Origin of the sequence: Dyadobacter sp. NIV53, from assembly GCF_019711195.1 — a bacterium.
Lineage (GTDB): Bacteria > Bacteroidota > Bacteroidia > Cytophagales > Spirosomataceae > Dyadobacter.
In genome coordinates, this window is record NZ_CP081299.1 from 4,996,865 (window position 1) to 5,013,171 (window position 16,307).

At 38.9% G+C, this 16,307-nt stretch carries 15 protein-coding genes and 1 pseudogene; 13 read left to right on the top strand and 3 right to left on the bottom strand.

All coding sequences use genetic code 11. From position 1 onward, the window contains the following. Positions 1–71: 71 nt before the first annotated feature. From KZC02_RS20540 to KZC02_RS20590, 11 genes and pseudogenes are all read left to right on the top strand, one after another. Positions 72–734 (top strand): metal-dependent transcriptional regulator, encoded by a 663-nt coding sequence (locus KZC02_RS20540; protein ID WP_221390409.1) that lies wholly within the window; start codon positions 72–74, stop codon positions 732–734. A 99-nt stretch (positions 735–833) separates the two neighbouring features. Next, entirely contained in the window at positions 834–1,916 is a 1,083-nt protein-coding gene (locus tag KZC02_RS20545; protein WP_221390410.1) for an LptF/LptG family permease, read from the top strand. A 244-nt stretch (positions 1,917–2,160) separates the two neighbouring features. Further along, positions 2,161–3,120 (top strand): glycosyltransferase family 2 protein, encoded by a 960-nt coding sequence (locus tag KZC02_RS20550; RefSeq protein WP_221390411.1) that lies wholly within the window; start codon positions 2,161–2,163, stop codon positions 3,118–3,120. Continuing rightward, positions 3,104–4,540, top strand: coding sequence for a DUF6056 family protein (locus KZC02_RS20555; RefSeq protein ID WP_221390412.1), 1,437 nt, complete (start codon positions 3,104–3,106; stop codon positions 4,538–4,540). Before KZC02_RS20550 ends, KZC02_RS20555 begins: the two co-directional genes overlap by 17 nt. A 76-nt stretch (positions 4,541–4,616) precedes the next feature. Next, entirely contained in the window at positions 4,617–6,236 is a 1,620-nt protein-coding gene (locus KZC02_RS20560; protein WP_229253696.1) for a hypothetical protein, read from the top strand. A 75-nt stretch (positions 6,237–6,311) separates the two neighbouring features. Next, the gene (locus KZC02_RS20565; protein WP_221390414.1) at positions 6,312–7,256 is read left to right on the top strand and encodes a glycosyltransferase family 2 protein; all 945 of its coding nucleotides are present in this window, start codon (positions 6,312–6,314) and stop codon (positions 7,254–7,256) included. A 4-nt stretch (positions 7,257–7,260) separates the two neighbouring features. Continuing rightward, a pseudogene (locus tag KZC02_RS20570) lies at positions 7,261–8,729 on the top strand (MBOAT family O-acyltransferase). A gap of 106 nt (positions 8,730–8,835) precedes the next feature. Continuing rightward, positions 8,836–9,216: a co-chaperone GroES family protein gene (locus tag KZC02_RS20575; RefSeq protein WP_221390415.1), complete on the top strand. Its 381-nt coding sequence runs from the start codon at positions 8,836–8,838 to the stop codon at positions 9,214–9,216. 86 nt (positions 9,217–9,302) lie between these two features. After that, a complete protein-coding gene (locus KZC02_RS20580; RefSeq protein WP_221390416.1) occupies positions 9,303–10,325 on the top strand; it encodes an aldo/keto reductase in 1,023 nt (340 codons plus the stop codon). 95 nt (positions 10,326–10,420) lie between these two features. Beyond that, positions 10,421–10,897 (top strand): hypothetical protein, encoded by a 477-nt coding sequence (locus tag KZC02_RS20585; RefSeq protein WP_221390417.1) that lies wholly within the window; start codon positions 10,421–10,423, stop codon positions 10,895–10,897. 45 nt (positions 10,898–10,942) lie between these two features. Then, the gene (locus KZC02_RS20590; protein ID WP_221390418.1) at positions 10,943–12,265 is read left to right on the top strand and encodes a DEAD/DEAH box helicase; all 1,323 of its coding nucleotides are present in this window, start codon (positions 10,943–10,945) and stop codon (positions 12,263–12,265) included. Positions 12,266–12,308: 43 nt separating this feature from the next. Here KZC02_RS20590 and KZC02_RS20595 read toward each other — a convergent pair whose 3' ends face one another. Both KZC02_RS20595 and KZC02_RS20600 read right to left on the bottom strand, forming a co-directional pair. Then, entirely contained in the window at positions 12,309–12,665 is a 357-nt protein-coding gene (locus KZC02_RS20595) for a DUF2752 domain-containing protein (RefSeq protein WP_221390419.1), read from the bottom strand. Positions 12,666–12,696: 31 nt separating this feature from the next. Beyond that, on the bottom strand, positions 12,697–13,152 hold the full coding sequence (locus KZC02_RS20600; protein ID WP_221390420.1) for an RDD family protein: 456 nt from the start codon (positions 13,150–13,152) through the stop codon (positions 12,697–12,699). Between the two features lie 158 nt (positions 13,153–13,310). Between KZC02_RS20600 and KZC02_RS20605 the strand changes: the two genes are divergently transcribed. Continuing rightward, positions 13,311–14,240 (top strand): polysaccharide deacetylase family protein, encoded by a 930-nt coding sequence (locus tag KZC02_RS20605; protein ID WP_221390421.1) that lies wholly within the window; start codon positions 13,311–13,313, stop codon positions 14,238–14,240. A 122-nt stretch (positions 14,241–14,362) separates the two neighbouring features. After that, entirely contained in the window at positions 14,363–15,790 is a 1,428-nt protein-coding gene (locus KZC02_RS20610; protein WP_221390422.1) for a DUF4153 domain-containing protein, read from the top strand. 82 nt (positions 15,791–15,872) lie between these two features. Here the strand turns inward: KZC02_RS20610 and KZC02_RS20615 are convergent, their stop codons facing one another. Next, the gene (locus KZC02_RS20615; protein WP_131958299.1) at positions 15,873–16,064 is read right to left on the bottom strand and encodes a cold-shock protein; all 192 of its coding nucleotides are present in this window, start codon (positions 16,062–16,064) and stop codon (positions 15,873–15,875) included. Between the last annotated feature and the right edge of the window lie 243 nt (positions 16,065–16,307).

Genomic DNA, 16,307 nt, shown 5'->3' on the forward strand with positions numbered 1-16,307 from the left:
TCCGCTGGTTGTTAAAAGCATTATTTTATTACGCAAATAGCTAAAAAGCTTATCGCTCCTAGCTAACAATTATGCAGAACTCCTTCACAGAAGAAAATTATTTAAAGATCATTCACGCACTATCAGGCCGTGAAGGTTTGGAGGTCAGTACCAATGCCCTGGCTGAAAGCACATCTACGCGTGCTGCCTCGGTTACAGATATGTTACGTAAACTGGCGGAAAAAGGATTAATTCATTACAAAAAATATCAGGGCGTAACGTTGACCGGGAAAGGAGAGAAGGTTGCAATCAACGTAATTCGCAAACACCGGTTATGGGAAGTGTTTCTGGTTGAAAAACTAGGTTTCGGCTGGGATGAAGTGCACGACATCGCCGAAGAACTGGAACATATCCCTTCTGAAATACTGGTGGAAAAGCTGGATACTTTTTTAGGGCATCCAAAATTTGATCCGCATGGCGACCCGATACCTGATTCAAAAGGAAACCTAACTGAACCTGATTATCTTATTCTGACTGACGTCAATATTGGCGAAAAAGTCTTAATGAAAGGTGTTATGGACCATGCTCCGTCATTTTTACAGCACCTGGACCGATCGGGCATTACATTGGGGTGTGTTTTGGAATTAACAGAAATTAACGAATATGATAAGTCGGCATCCGTACGGATCGACAACAATCAAACGTTGTTCATTAGTCTTGAAGTTTCTAAAAACTTATTAGTTCAGCGTCTTTAAGACCAGGGTCAGGTTTATAGCAGACATGGCGTAGTGGCAAATATTTGACTTATTAAATAATAGCCGTCAAAGTAAACATGACTTGACATTAGCCCAATAATGAGATTAAAAATACTCGATCGTTACCTGATCAAAAATTTCCTGATTACTTACGTTTTTGTCGCTTTTGTGATCGTACTGATCATTTGCATGATTGACTATACGGAAAAGGTTGACGATTTTCTGGATAAAAAAGCGCCGTTACGTGCCATTATAATAGATTATTATCTCAATCTGATACCTTACTGGATCAATTATATCAGTCCGCTGATGGTATTTATTGCCACAGTATTTTTTACATCCCGTATTGCTGCCAGGACAGAAATTATTGCAATCCTGAGCAGTGGTATCAGTTTTGGCAGATTATTACTTCCTTATATGATCGGTGCGGGAATCTTAGGAGCGCTCACATTTTTACAGGTAGGCTGGATACTGCCAATTGCAAACAAAGTCAGAAATAGCTTTGAGAAAAAATATGTAAAACAGGAGTTCTATTTCAGTGGAAGAAATGTACACATTACCATTGCTCCGGATGTGTACGCTTACCTTGAAAGCTATAATACAGCCTCAAAAACGGGTAACAAGTTTACCATGGAAACGATAAAGGGCAATGAGCTTAAACAAAAATTTTCAGCAGAAAAAATTATTTGGCAGCCTAAAAAGGGAAAATGGAACCTTCAGAATTATCAGATAAGGACATTGGATAGCCTGGGTGAAAAAATCACAACGGGCGCTGAAATAGATACAACGATCAATCTTTCACCAAAAGATTTTGAAAGTGATTATAATTTGTTTGAAACCTTCACCTTGCCTGAACTCAATAATTACATTGACCTGCTCAGAAGCCGGGGTGCAGACGGACTAGAGGTATATCTAATTGAAAAATACATTCGGTTTACCCAACCTTTTGCCATTCTGATACTGACCGCAATCGGGGTTATTGTATCGGCACGCAAAAGCAGGAAAGGTGTTGGCTGGCAAATTGCGCTGGGTTTCATGCTGGCCTTCGTTTATATCCTGTTTTTCCTTTTATCCAAAGGAGTGGCAGAAGCTGGTACCATCAGTACATTGTTTGCAGTCTGGCTTCCAAATATTGTTTTCTCATTCATTGGATTGGTTTTGTATAAAACATTGCCAAGATAAATCTGTGTTTTCATTTCATGTTTTATAGCTGGTTTCGGTACCATGGCATTATTTAACGTAATTCAAAGATTATGATGAATTCAAATTTTGAAAACGTAGAAGGCTAATATTGAATTCATTAATACTTCCTTGTGTAAATTTCTCGTACAGTTTAAAAAAGCACGATTTTTGCAGGAGAATCGGTGTAAAATCTGAAATCAAATAATAACTGCTATTTTTGTCGATTCACACAAACTAAGATTAAATGAAGCCTTCCCGCCTGCTTTTGGTTATACCATGTTACAATGAGGAAGCAATTTTGCGTTTAACCTATTCTGCATTAAAGGTTTATTATGATGACATCAAAGCAAAAGGGCTGATTTCACCGGATAGTAAATTTTGTTTTGTTAATGATGGCAGCAGGGACAAAACCTGGGAAATTATTGAAGAATTAAGCATTCTGGATGAAGATGTGGTAGGAGTGAAGTTGTCGAGAAATTTTGGACACCAGAGTGCAATTATGGCCGGGTTGGAAAAAAACATAGACGATTTCGATTGTTTTATCACCATCGACGCCGATTTGCAGGATGATATCAATGCCATTACCTCAATGATCGAAAAACACAGGGAAGGGGCAATGGTCGTTTACGGCGTTCGCGGCGACAGAAGTTCTGACAGCTGGTTTAAACGCTCAACAGCCGAAAGTTTCTATGTAATTATGCAAAAAATGGGCGTTCCGGTAGTATTCAATCATGCTGACTTCCGGTTGATGGACCGCAGGGTTTTGCAGGAACTGGGCAATTTCAAAGAAATTAATTTATTTCTGCGTGGCGTTGTTCCATTGATCGGCTTTAGAAATGATAAGGTTTTTTACAACCGGCTGGAACGCCAGGCCGGTGAAACCAAGTATCCTTTAAGTAAAATGATACTTTTTGCATGGAACGGAATTACTTCGTTTTCTACCTTTCCCATGCGGCTGGTACTTTATTTTGGTGTTTTTAATTTTGTCGTTGCCATGGCCATTGTGGTCTATATCCTTTTCTCCTATCTGGTAGGTTACACAGTTCCTGGCTGGACGTCCACCATGCTTCCGCTTACATTTTTTAGCGGGTCAAATATGATGGCATTAGGATTAATCGGCGAGTATATTGGTAAGATTTATGAAGAAGTAAAAGGCCGGCCACGTTATATAATCGAAAAAATTGTCAATGAACAGATTTTATAAGAAGTACAGAAGTTTAGGAAATGGGGTGAATATCATATTATTGATAAGCGTTCTTGTGCCCTTGCTGGCATTATCCTATTATAATCAGCCGTCTCCGGCAGATGATTATTGCTATATAGACACCGTTTTTAAATTCGGCTGGCTTGAAGCAATGAATTATTATTATTCGGGCTGGACAGGGCGATATTTTGGCATATTTCTCAACCACACCAACCCACTGATATTGCACTGGGTAAATGGTTTTAAGGTTTTGCCTGTGATTCTGCTCTCCGGATTGATCTACGCATTATATACCTTGTTCCGGCATCTGACTCCAACCTTATCCCGGATTGCACATTTGGGTTTTGCCGGTGTCGTCTTCTTTTTATACATCCTTCAAATCGGCAGTATTGCTGAGGCTTTTTACTGGATGGCGGCTTTCGTAACCTATACTATTCCCAATATTCTGACTTTACTCTGGATCGTTCTAGTATTACGGTGGTATCGCCAGGATACGCAGCCGGGGCGGATTTTATTCGGAACTATGTCTGGTTTTTTAATTTTTGCAGTAATTGGAAGCAGTGAAACCAATCTTTTGGTCATGATCCTGCTTATTGCGGCATGGTGGGTTTACCGGATTTTGTTCCATAAAAAGGTGGATGGTTTTATGATTACCATGCTGATCATCGCGGCTGGGTCATGCTACTTGTTTTTCAGTTCACCCGGGAATGCAGCGCGTATCGGCGGTAACCCTTTAAGCGGAAACCTGGTATTTTCAGTTACCTCATCATTCAAAAAACTGGCAGAACTAAGTAAAAACTGGTTTTTACAAACGCCATTATTGCTTTTCTCCTTTGCCTGGCTTGCTGTACTGACACGCTTATCTACCGGTTCGCGTAACTATTTTTCAGTGCCTGTATGGTTTGCCGTTTTATTATTTATCGGTGTACTTTCGGCCCAGTTATTCCCCTCGTATTACGGTGTAGGCATTGACCCAACGCTACGAGTAATCAATTGCGTTTACTTTTTCTTCCTGATTGGTTGGTTTTATATCATTGGAGTAGTCTATCATTATTTCAGGCATCTGAACTTTTCAAAAGCCCCATTTCAGCTTTCACTGACGAAATACACGATTCTGTATCTTGTATTATTTTTAACAATAGGTTATTCATTTTATAAAAGTGCCAATGTTCGTGTGATCTATACCGACCTGCTGAAAGGAAAAGCGGCGGCTTTTAACCGGCAGAACAAGGAGCGTTATGCTTTGATCAATGATTCAAAAGATTCTGTGGTTTATCTTCCGCCAATATATACGCAGCCTGTGTCTCTGTTTGTGGAAGATATAAAACCGAATAAAGATCATTGGTGGAATAAATGTATGGCCGGTTATTTTGGTAAAGAAGCCATTTACCTGAAAGAGGAACATAGTGGGCAAAAATAGACGAATTTTTCTAGGGGCAATTATGCTCCTGCCCGTTGTTTTCTGGATATTCATTATTCTTAGGAACTCAGTTAATGTGCCTTGGTTTGATGATTTTGACCCTTTTCCGGATTTTTTACGGCAATGGATCAACAGCGGCTCTTTTACTGAAAAGTTAAAGCTGCTATTTCAGCCGAATAATGAGCATCGCATGGTCATGGGTAAACTCGTTACTCTTGGCTATTACAGGATTACCGGCCAGCTTAATTTTACATTTCTTCACATTGCCGGAGCCTGTTTTACACTCGGTACTTTATACTTATTCTGGCAGTCGTTTAAGGCCAGCAGAATAAACTGGTGGTATTTCTTACCTGTTCCCTTTCTGTTATTCCAATTACAATATCATCTGGTATTTCTTTGGGCAATTTGTAGCCTCCAACATCAGCCGGTTGTATTTTTTGTAAGCCTATCCATGTTTTTATTGTCAAGAAACCGATTTGGCTGGGCAGTTCTGGCTGCGGTTTGTGCCACTTACGCCATGAGCAATGGGATTTTTGTTTGGGTTTCGGGTGCTGTAATATTAATATTAAGGGCTAATTATCGTTTTCTGATTATCTGGTGTCTGGCAGGCGCAGCTGCTATTGGCTTTTATTTTCATGGCTTGTCTGCCCAGGGTAATGAATCAAGTATTGCCTTTTTTATAAAAAATCCACACCTTTCTGTTTTAGGCTTTTTTGCTTTTTTGGGTGGCTTGTTTGATCTGTTACCTGAAAAAACAATTCTGGCAAGATCTGTATTACCGGTTATTATGGGATTTTTAGCCATGATCTGGATATCCGTCTGGCTGCTAACGTGGGTATTGCCTTGGGTTAAAACAACTTTAAAACTATCATTTAGAATACCGGACTTTGTACAAAAATTTACACCGGGAAAAAGGGAAGGAAAACCATTTCAGGAATTTTTGCTCGGTATCCTTATTTTTCTGCTTGTCAATGCGCTGGTTATTGGTTTGTTAAGGCCGCGTTTTGGTTTTTTTGTCATGATCGTAAGCAATTATAAACTGTATCCTGCTCTGTTTTTGATCATTGCATACCTTTCTTTTCTTTCTTCCGGGGTCAGTGTTAATTTTCAAAAAAACGGGTTTCGTTTTGCGCTGACCATAAGTGTTCTGATCTGGGCAATTTCAATTTACAGCTATCTTCCTACAATAAAAGAACGCAGAAAATATCTTCTTGTAAGTGCTTATAATCAGGAATTCAACGGATATGGTCTTGGCCATATGCCTTTTTCTCCGGCAGCTAAATATGTCGATACGCTCATGAAGGATATGGTAACTTCGGGCATATATGTTTACCCGCGTGAAACGGATTGGCTCATATCAAAGATAAGACAAATCAACAAACCGCTTTCTACGGATGCTGAGATATCGGCGACTATCGAAAACGGGGTGATCCTCGTAGATGATTCGTCTGTTTCACCAGATTTTGACAGAAGTTCCGGACAATATGCTTTTGTGAAAAATAAATCAAAAGTCTATATTTTTAAAATGAACCAGCATAAGTATTCAGGCAGGAATTTATTCCGTCAGTACGACAAAGGTTCAGATGTTGAAATCCCATTGTCTTCGCTGGAACCCGGAAAGTACGATCTGGGAACAGTAAGGGTAACTGACAAGCGTACCCGATGGAAAATTCTCAGGAGTATCATAGTTCCCTAAATAAGCGCCGTTTTCTATAATACACTGAAAGCTGTATTTTTGCCGCTGATAGTCTAATCGTTTAATTGAAATATATTGAAAACCCCTCAAATATCTATTGTTGCCCCGCTATATAATGAGTCGGAGTCGTTTCCTCTTTTGGTTCAGCGTATCAATGCTTTAATGGATTCCAGCCCGCTGGACATAGAAGTTGTACTGATCGACGACGGCAGTAAGGATGATACCGCATTACGGATTCGCCAGCTCGCACTTACAGATGATCGTTATCACGGTGTTTTTTTATCAAGAAATCATGGTCACCAGCTTGCCCTTACAGCTGGAATTGCATCGGCACGTGGCAGTGAAGGGTTATTTGTTATAGACGGAGATTTACAGGATCCTCCGGAACTGCTTCCTGAGTTTTATAAATTATTACAGGAAGGAAATGATGTTGTTTATGCAGTAAGAAAAAAACGCAAAGAAGGCTGGATAAAAAAAACAGGCTATCATCTTTTCTATCGTTTGCTGCGTTCAATTTCTTATGTTGATATTCCTTTGGACAGTGGTGATTTTGCTTTGATCAGCCGGAGAGTGGTGGATGTCTTAAACAAAATGCCGGAAGAGAGCCGTTATCTGCGTGGAATGCGCTCATGGATAGGTTTTCAGCAGGCGGGTTTTGAATATGAAAGAGATGCGCGGGCAGCCGGCGAGTCCAAATATTCTTTCAAACAATTACTGGGACTTGCCTATAACGGGATTTTTAATTTCAGTGAATTCCCAATCAAATTTATGAGCAGAATGGGAATTCTGGCAATCCTGATCTCCCTTACTTATTTTATTACCGTAGTCATTAAAAAGCTGTTTTTTGTTCAGGTTGTGGAAGGTTTTACAGCATTACTTTTTGTGATCATTCTGTTCAGCGGTGTCCAGCTTCTGGCATTAGGCATCATCGGGGAATATGTGCTCAGGATATTTTTTCAGTCTAAAAACCGTCCTTTGTACATCATAAAAGAAGAGATTGTCAATCGCGAGTTTATCTGATCCGATGCTTTTTAATTCAATACAGTTCATCATCTTTTTTATTGTAGTTACGCTGGCTTATTTCAGCTTGTCGTGGCGCGGGCGCTGGATATTGCTTTTGGCATCCAGCTGCTATTTTTATATGGTTTTCAAGCCGGTCTACATACTGATCCTGTTTGGAACTATCGTTATTGACTATTACGCTGGGATTTGGATTGCTAAAACAGAGGACAAAAAACAGCGGACTTTGCTTCTTATTATTAGTCTCATTTCTAATATTGGCATTCTTGCTTTTTTCAAGTATTACGATTTCGGGAGAGATTCAGTCAATAATATCCTGAACGCACTACATCTGCGTTCCATTATTCCCCCTTGGAAAGATTAATTCCAACGATGATTTCCCAATGGATGGTCAATGGTGCGGGCCAAGTGATTCTTCCGATAGGCCTGTCGTTTCATACGTTTCAGGCTATGAGTTATACTATTGAGGTATACAGGGGAAACCAGGCTGCCGAAAAACATTTTGGTATTTATGCACTCTATGTGATGTTTTACCCTCAGCTAGTAGCCGGGCCTATCGAAAGGCCGCAAAATATGCTCCATCAGTTTCATTCGTATTTTAAATATGATTTTGAACTGGTAAAGGCCGGGTTGATGCAAATGGCGTTCGGTATGTTTAAAAAAATTGTGATCGCTGACCGGCTGGCTGAGGTCGTGAACCATGTTTATGATAATCCCGGACAGCAAAATGGTATATCCCTTTTAGTCGCCACAGTATTTTTTGCTTTTCAGATATATTGTGATTTTTCAGGTTATTCCGATATTGCTATTGGTGCTGCCCGTGTTATGGGTTTTGACCTGATGGATAATTTCCGTTCTCCTTATGAGTCCCGTTCCATATCCGAATTTTGGGGAAGATGGCATATTTCGCTTTCTACCTGGTTTCGGGATTATTTGTATATTCCGTTGGGAGGAAACCGGAAAGGCGAATACCGGAAATATATGAATCAGTTTATTGTCTTTATGGTCAGTGGGTTATGGCACGGAGCAAGCTGGAATTATGTGATTTGGGGCGGTTTGCACGGCACGTATCAGGTTACAGCCTCCTTGCGTGATAAATGGATGAAAAATGCAGGTATTTCTATTCCTAAAAATGCTTTTACAAGCCTGTTTGGGACGATATTTACATTTATTCTGGTTACCATTGCCTGGGTATTTTTCCGGAATAATCAAGCGCCGGTTCAGCGCTCATTTACAATTTTGCATAAAATGGCCACATTATCGTGGAGTGAACCTTTGAATACACCTTTTAATCATATTGAAATGTGGTTTTGTGTTTTCCTGATTTGCTTTCTATTGACGAAGGAACATTACTTTGAGAAAATAGCTACAAAAAATACATCTGTGTTTTATGCACTTTTTAGCCTGATCGCTTTTTTGACCTATTTTTTAGGTGTTGTGACAGAAAATCAGTTTATATACTTTCAGTTTTAATAAATCACTGGTGCAAGACAAAAACATTTGTTTGCAAATTTTTGTTATTTCAATTCAAAAGGCAGCTGATATAGTAGCTTTTAAATTATAATTTAGTCTAATAATTATGTACGAAGTTACATCTGACAACCGGTTAAAAAGTCTTATAGTAGTAGGTGACCGCGTTTTGATCCGGCCCAAAAATCCGAATGAGCGTACTAACAGCGGCTTGTATCTGCCGCCTACAGTTACTGAAAAAGATCAGGTTCAAAGCGGTTATGTAATTAAAGTAGGGCCAGGTTATCCTATTCCTGTTGCTACCGAAGATGAGCCATGGAAAGAAACAGAAGAAAAAGTAAAATATATGCCTTTGCAATCCAAGGAAGGGGATATTGCTATTTATCTGCAACGCAGTGCTATTGATCTGGAATACGATGGTGAAAAATATGTGATTGTTCCGCAGGCTTCTATTTTAATGCTCGAACGTTCGGAAGATCTGTTTGATTAATTTCTGATTCTTAAACAGTTATAAATCATGGCTTTATACTTAGCCAAAAAGGTTAATCGCTAAAAGCCAATACCTAACCACAGAAAATGAAATATAAATTTCTTGGAAATACCGGCGTACTGGTTTCCGAGCTTTGTTTTGGCACCATGACGTTCGGAGGCGATGGTTACTGGGAAGCTATCGGAAAGCTGCAGCAGGAAGAAGGTACTGCATTGGTGAAAACGGCCTGGGAAAGCGGCATTAATTTCTTCGACACTGCTAATGTTTATTCCTACGGAAAGTCGGAGGAAATTCTTGGCCAGGCAATCAAAGATCTGAATATCAAAAGAAGCGAAGTAGTAATTGCTACCAAAGCAAGAGGCCGGATGGCGGCTGGTGCAAATCAGATCGGGTTATCAAGATTACATATCATGGATTCTGTAAATGAAAGTCTGCAAAGGCTGGGAACGGACTATATTGATCTGTTTTATATTCATGGTGTTGATAAGGAGACATCGCTTGAAGAAACAATGCGCGGCCTGGAAGATATTGTCCGTTCCGGTAAAGTAAGATATCTGGGTGTGAGTAATCATGCTGCCTGGCAAATTATGAAAGCGAACGGAATAGCTGATAAAAATGGCTGGACTCGTTTTGTGGCTTGTCAGCATTATTACTCTATTGCCGGCCGTGATCTGGAAAGGGAACTGATACCAATGATGCAGGATCAAAATCTGGCGTTAATGCCCTGGAGTCCGCTGGCAGGTGGCTTTCTTTCAGGAAAATACACACGGAATAATGAAACGTCTGGTGATAACCGTCGCGATAATTTCGATTTTCCTCCTGTTGACAAAGACAAAGCATACGATATAATTGAAGTAATTCAGCCTATTGCCGAAGCTCATTCAGTTTCTGTTGCACAAATAGCCTTGGCATGGCTACTGCATCAGAAAGCCGTAACAAGTGTAATTATCGGTGCTAAAAAGCCTGACCAGCTAACCGATAATATTGCTGCCACTTCGGTGGTGCTAACGGAAGAAGATCTGACAAAATTAAATGGAATAAGTGCTCTGAAAGCAGAATATCCGGCCTGGATGCTGGAGCGCCAGGCCAGGGACAGGATACCGCAATAGTTTGAATGATAGGAAATTATTAGATTTTACTATTACAAAAAGCAGCTGAATCTGGCTGCTTTTTGTTTTTTGAATACATACTTTAAAGCTTGGCAATGATATATTTTATATGGTCTCTTCTAAATTTGGGCGCACTGGTCTGGTTCCTCTTCATTTGTTTTAGTATTCTGAAATTGGTCAGGGAAAGTCTCGGGATGATATCTACGGTGCTTTTTATCATATGTTGCCTGTCATTTATCAAAGGATTGGTCGCTAATAAACAACAGGAATTTTATGCAGATCCGGAAGTAAAAGGTCAAACCGTAGAAACTGAGAATATTCAGACAGCACTGTTTTATAATACCGATCTGCTTTACGTTTACGCCAAAGATTCCCTTTCAAAAGAAGTAAATGCGGTTACTGTAAAAAACGGCCTTGTTATTGGACACGACTGGAAACCAGTTCTCACCAAGATGTATTTTAAAGACGGGAAATTCCATTATACGGCAAGTGGAATTCATGAATGGCAGTTTCTTGGATTAACATTGCATAGCGTTCCGGAGGAATTCAAAGGAACAATTCAAACGAAATAATTTGTGTGGCAATGAATTAGCCATGGAACCCAGTACCTTTGCAAAATGTCAAATCAGGAAAATTTAGAAACTACCCTTTCGGCGCTTGGAATTACTGCACTAAATGAAATGCAGCAGCAAGCCAATACAGCGATTCAGGATAACAACGAAGTATTATTACTTTCACCAACAGGATCAGGCAAAACGATTGCTTTTTTGTTGCCTATATTATCTCTTTTAAAAGCAGATGTTGATCAGGTGCAATGCCTGATTATTGTTCCGGCAAGAGAGCTGGCATTGCAAATTGAGCAGGTGTGGCGTAAAATGTCAACTGGTTTTAAAGTAACGTGCTGTTATGGAGGACACGATATGCAGACTGAAATCCGAAGTCTTTCTGAACCGCCTGCTTTGTTGATCGGAACACCGGGACGACTTCTGGACCACATGCACAGGCAGTCATTTTCATACCGAAGCATATTTACACTGGTGCTCGATGAATTTGACAAATCCCTGGAATTGGGTTTTCAGGAAGAAATGGAAGAAATTGTCAACAACCTCCGTAACATAAAAAAGAAAATTCTGGTATCAGCAACAGCCGGCCCAAAAATTCCTGGATTTGTCAGGTTTCAGAATCCGGCTGAAATTGATTTTATCACAAACCGCAATGAAAAGAGTGGTCTGACTGTTGTTCAGGTTTTGTCTGAGGACGGTGATAAAATGGATACACTTGTCAAGCTTCTGAGTTATCTGGGCAATGAATCTACCATGATTTTCTGTAATCTGAGAGATTCAGTTGAGCGTATCAGCGCGGTTTTAAAAGAAGAAGGAATTGAGTGCGCATTTTTTCATGGTAAACTGGAACAGGAAGACCGCGAACGTACATTGATCCGTTTTCGCAATGGTTCTGTATTGTTTCTGGCTGCAACCGATCTGGCTGCAAGAGGATTGGATATTCCTGATATGAAACATGTGATCCATTTTGAGTTGCCAATGAAAGGGGATGAATTTACACATCGCAACGGCCGTACTGCACGTATGCTTACTGAGGGAACCGCGTATGTTCTGATGAGTAATGAAGAAAGGTTGCCGGAATATATCAAACCGAAACCTCAGATACTTGAACTTCCCGGCAGGCTAAAATTGCCGCCAGCTTCGGTCTGGACTACAATTTATATCAGCGGAGGAAAGAAAAACAAGCTTAATAAAATGGACATTGTAGGTTTTCTGATACAAAAAGGAAAACTGGAAAAACAGGACCTTGGCCTGATTGAAGTAAAGGATAATATTTCTTTTGCTGCCGTAAGTAAAAGTAAAGTAAAACCGATGCTGAGCCTGATCGCAGAAGAAAAAATGAAAGGGAAGAAGTTTAAGATTGAAGTAGCAAGATAAGTTTGCATCAATAGTCCGGGGTTAAAATTCCGGGCTATTGATATTAAACAATATTTCTGAAAATCGTAAAACTTAATACGATTATCGCAGTACTGATCCTGACATCATTTCTGCGAAGCCATTGATAGGAAGGCTGCTGTTGGGATAACTCAGAAAATAAAATATATCCAAAAAGTAAAACTACCGGAAAAACCAAGGCATTTAAATGCAACGCTTGCCGGAAATTCCCGTGCAGCAACTGATGGAATGCACGCTGCCCTCCGCAGCCCCAGCAATCCCAACCGGTCGCCGCCTTTAACAAACAGGGCAGGCCAAAGTTGGAAATGGTTGGATCAATCACATAATAAACCAGGATTAATGCTGATGCTACAAAAGCAATAAGTCCGTTTTTTATTGACATTATCGTGTTAAATAAACAGCATTCATTGTTATCAGCTGCGAATTACAAAATCCTTTACAGCAAGATCATGAAGAGCCTGTTCCTTGTCGTTAAATAAAGGCCATAGCCATAGCAGGATACATAATTGGGACGATACATATTTTATCAGCGTCCTGCCGATTGCAGCACCTAATGTCAATCTTAGTCCGGCTTCATCCACGACCTTGATTTTCATCAGCATTTTTCCAAATGTAGCCTGCTTTGCAGAACTGATCATTAATACTTCGTATACAACCGGCCCTACAAATGCAAACAATAGAAGGGGCAAAATGGCCAGACCGGCAAACAATGCACTGATATCACTGGGGTCGTCCACGTTCATACCGGAGAAAATACTAAAACCAAAAATGGGCATTGCAATGATGGATACGGCAAACCCGACAATAATGACATCAATAATCTGGGCAATGATTCGATTGCCATATCCGGCGAAGGTAAAATTGAGCATTGTGTAAGTATTTAAGTAGTGAAGGATTGATTGTCTGTAAATTAAGGATAAAGGTTTAATTTTCAAGAACCTAATAGCTTATCAAAGAATATATTTAAATTTTTTTCAGTGCGAAATGACTAGGTTCGCATTTTAAACCCATGATTAGTAATCTTAATATGAAAAACTTCCTCATTTTGCTCACGATGATTTTGATAAGCCACATTTCTGTTGGCCAGAAAAACGTGTCAGTAACCATTGATGATGTGCCAAATGTGTGGTTGTACGAATCTGATGGTTATTCCTCCGGCTTACTTAAAAAACTCGATTCCCTGCATTTGCCCATTGCAATATTTATCAACGAAGGAAATCTTCAGCAAACGAAAGCAGTTTCAAAAAATGAAGAACTTCTGAAAGAATGGATTCTGAAAGATTACATCACGGTCGGCAATCACAGTTATTCTCATCAAAACTATGGTGATATCGGGTTTGAAAAGTTTACAGACGATGTATTAAAAGGAGAAAAAACAACGAAGCGGTTTTTGAAAGGCTCAGGAAAAACAATGGAATATTTTCGGTTTCCATTTAACAGTTTGGGAAAAGACAGCCTTGAACATGAACGGATACTGCAATTTTTAGCTGATAAAAAATACATTTCAACTCCGTTTACTGTAGAAAGTGAAGATTGGATGTATGCTGAACTATATAACAGGGCATTAAGAGAGAAAGACAATAAATCAGCTGAAATGATCGGCAGCCAATACGTAGAAATGACAATAAAGTTTTTCGATTACTTTGACAGCCTGGCTATTGGTATATACGGACGGTCTGTAAGTCAGATATATTTGTGTCATGACAGCAAATTGAATACAGATTACCTACCTGAAATAATTCAAAAACTAAAAGAAAAAAAGTACCGGTTTGTAAGTCTGAAAGATGCTATGAGCGATTCGGTTTATAAATCAATAGATTATTTTAAGGGAAATAATGGCATTTCATGGTTATACCGATGGATGAAGGATGCTGAAAAGCGACGTGCTGCCATGCGTGCTGAACCTTCGAATCCAAAGATTCATAAGGCTTTTGAAGAAATGAATAAGGTTAAATAAGATTATAAACATATTCATATCTGACATTTAACCGGCTACATTAAAATTTTTCGTCAAAATTAAAATTTAATGAGTTTTATTAATTTACTTTGCAGTACAAAGTACTTTTAAATAATAACTCTATGTCCCGATTTCGCACATCTTTACTGTGGATTACATTAACTTCTCTGCACACATGGTTATTTTATAATCAATCGCTGGGTTTTAACGGATTGATTTTTTCTGTTATTATGGTAATTCTGATAACCTGGCATCATGGATTACAAAGTAAAAGGATGTGGAGGTTCGGTGCAGGTATCCATTTAATTACGGCAATTGCTGTTTTTTGGCACGGTACGCCTATGTCAATCATTCTTTACAATTTTTCAGGCTTTGCCTTAGCAGGATTTGTATTCATGTTACAAAGCAGTCTACTGGTTGTATTTTTAAATGGATTAGCAGGAAGTTTTGCTATCGGTTTTTTTGTACGTCTTGCAGCATTTTTCAGTAGTTTAAAAGCCAACAGCTCGTTATTACCCTTTTTATCAGGTTTTACGTTAAAAAGAGCTTATTTATATGTTGCTCCAGCCACGGTAACAGCAATATTTTATTTTTTCTATTGTATCGCAAACCCGGATTTTTTCCTGGATTTAAGCTTTCCTGAAACAAAAATTGACTTTGACCTGATCTTATATGCAGTCTTTGGAAGCATTATTTTATGTCCCTTAATTTTCCCCTGGGGATTCAAGAAAATTACAGAATGGGACCTGAAAAACCCTGATATACTTAAAAGAATACGAGTGAAACGAGAAGGCATCAATAAAATGGGGCTTATGCATGAAAATTTCCAGGGCGTGATTATGTTTTTCATGCTTAATATACTTATTCTCTTCTTCATTTGTTTCAACACACTTCAGATCTTTATTCCTTCACTGACTAAATACCAAAGCAATCATTCCGAGCAGGTACATCAGGGATTTGATATGCTGATAATGAGTATAGTAGCTGCTATTTTGCTCATAATGTATTATTTTCGGGAAAACCAGAATTTTTACAGCCGTAAAACGCGTCTGGTAAAATTGGCAACTGCCTGGATTGTATTAAATAGCTTTCTGGCAATGCTAACTTGTTATAAAAACATCCTTTATGTTGGCGCATTTGGTTTTACTTACAAACGTATCTGGGTTTTTATTGGTCTGATACTTATTGGAATTGGTTTGTACCTGACTTTAATGAAAATCAGACACCTGAGGACCAATTGGTACCTCATTCGTCAGAATACCTGGATACTTTATTTTACGCTTACCTCTTACAGCCTAGTGGACTGGGACCGTTTTATCACGTGGTATAATCCAAATTACGCCCAGGAATTAGATTTTAGATATATTGCCGATTTGGGAAAGACGAAACTTCCATATTTGAAAGAATTAGCAGAGATGGATGGCTCCCGGGTTGAAAGTTATAAAGTAGAAATTAACAGCATGGTCAAAGCAATCGATTTTCCTGTTCAAACCTGGCAGTCTCAGACTTTGGACAATCAATGGCTGAAAGGAAAACTGATTGAACCCTGATGTAAGATCAGGAGCTAATGTATACAAAAAAAGCATCCCGCTAGTGCAGGATGCTTTCGAAATGTCTTATTATGACTTAAACTTAGATAACTCTTACGTTAACTGCATTTAGACCTTTTTTTCCATTTTCTACGTCGTAAGACACTTTATCATTTTCACGGATATCGTCTTGAAGACCTGAAACGTGAACGAAAATGTCTTTTTCACCATTTGATGGTTGGATGAATCCAAATCCTTTGGAATCATTGAAAAACTTAACTGTGCCTTCTGCCATTAGTATTGATCTTATATTTTTTAAAAGCCAAATGTAAATAGAAAATAGAGATATACAAGGTTTCAGTTAAAAAATGTTTAGAATAATTCTATTTTATTAAGTGTGAGTTCGATATTATTTTATCGTAAAATGCTGTTTTATAGGCACTTCGCAAAATATTATTTTTCTTATTTAAATATAAAAAAACTTTTATTTGCCGAACAGATTGTTTTGGTTGAATGAATTTTTATCTGTTAAAAAGCG

Coding starts and splice junctions, on each gene's coding strand:
- KZC02_RS20600 (WP_221390420.1), bottom strand. CDS start 13,152: ATGCTCAATTTTACCTTCGCCGGATATGGCAATCGAATCATTGCCCAG.
- KZC02_RS20585 (WP_221390417.1), top strand. CDS start 10,421: ATGATATATTTTATATGGTCTCTTCTAAATTTGGGCGCACTGGTCTGG.
- KZC02_RS20595 (WP_221390419.1), bottom strand. CDS start 12,665: ATGTCAATAAAAAACGGACTTATTGCTTTTGTAGCATCAGCATTAATC.
- KZC02_RS20605 (WP_221390421.1), top strand. CDS start 13,311: ATGAAAAACTTCCTCATTTTGCTCACGATGATTTTGATAAGCCACATT.
- KZC02_RS20580 (WP_221390416.1), top strand. CDS start 9,303: ATGAAATATAAATTTCTTGGAAATACCGGCGTACTGGTTTCCGAGCTT.
- KZC02_RS20540 (WP_221390409.1), top strand. CDS start 72: ATGCAGAACTCCTTCACAGAAGAAAATTATTTAAAGATCATTCACGCA.
- KZC02_RS20545 (WP_221390410.1), top strand. CDS start 834: ATGAGATTAAAAATACTCGATCGTTACCTGATCAAAAATTTCCTGATT.
- KZC02_RS20590 (WP_221390418.1), top strand. CDS start 10,943: ATGTCAAATCAGGAAAATTTAGAAACTACCCTTTCGGCGCTTGGAATT.
- KZC02_RS20575 (WP_221390415.1), top strand. CDS start 8,836: ATGTACGAAGTTACATCTGACAACCGGTTAAAAAGTCTTATAGTAGTA.
- KZC02_RS20550 (WP_221390411.1), top strand. CDS start 2,161: ATGAAGCCTTCCCGCCTGCTTTTGGTTATACCATGTTACAATGAGGAA.
- KZC02_RS20615 (WP_131958299.1), bottom strand. CDS start 16,064: ATGGCAGAAGGCACAGTTAAGTTTTTCAATGATTCCAAAGGATTTGGA.
- KZC02_RS20555 (WP_221390412.1), top strand. CDS start 3,104: ATGAACAGATTTTATAAGAAGTACAGAAGTTTAGGAAATGGGGTGAAT.
- KZC02_RS20610 (WP_221390422.1), top strand. CDS start 14,363: ATGTCCCGATTTCGCACATCTTTACTGTGGATTACATTAACTTCTCTG.